General features: G+C 70.5%; 1 pseudogene. It reads left to right on the plus strand.

Annotated elements, in window-relative coordinates:
• Nucleotides 1-303: 303 nt before the first annotated feature.
• Nucleotides 304-572 (plus strand): annotated as a pseudogene (locus tag C1I98_RS39575) (radical SAM family heme chaperone HemW); the annotation flags it as partial.

Below are 572 nucleotides of genomic sequence, written 5' to 3' on the forward strand. Positions count from 1 at the left end.
GGGCCGGATGCGGCCGTAGGGCCCGACGGTGCGGGGGAGGACGGCCATGGCGGCGGTGATGCGCCCGGTGTGCCCGATGAGTCCTTCGATGACTCTGGAGGTGGCGCGTGCGGATCTGGAGGTGGGCCGTCCGCACTGTGGATGTCGTCCATCGGCGCTCCGTAAGGGGGTCTTCACAGCATATCCCGGGACAAGGAACACCGAGAGTAGCGATCCGGTAACCCCGCTTACCGCATCTCCTTCCCCTGGAGCCCCAGGCTCTTGATGGCCTGCGCATGCCCCCGGCGGCGGCAGACTGAAGGGGTGCCTGCCATCCTTCCCGACGGTGAAGCCGTCCCCGCGTCCGGCGAGCTGCCCGCGAGCGCGTTCGACGGGTTCGGCGCGCGGCCGTTCGGTTTCTATGTGCATGTGCCGTTCTGCGTGACCCGCTGCGGCTACTGCGACTTCAACACCTACACCAGCGGCGAGCTCGGCCCGGGCGCCTCTCCCCGCGACTACGCCGACACCGCGATCGAGGAGGTGCGCCTGGCCCGGCGGGTGCTGGAGCGGGACACGGGCGCGGTGCCGCGCGT

Origin of the sequence: Spongiactinospora gelatinilytica, assembly GCF_003236385.1 — a bacterium.
Lineage (GTDB): Bacteria > Actinomycetota > Actinomycetes > Streptosporangiales > Streptosporangiaceae > Spongiactinospora > Spongiactinospora gelatinilytica.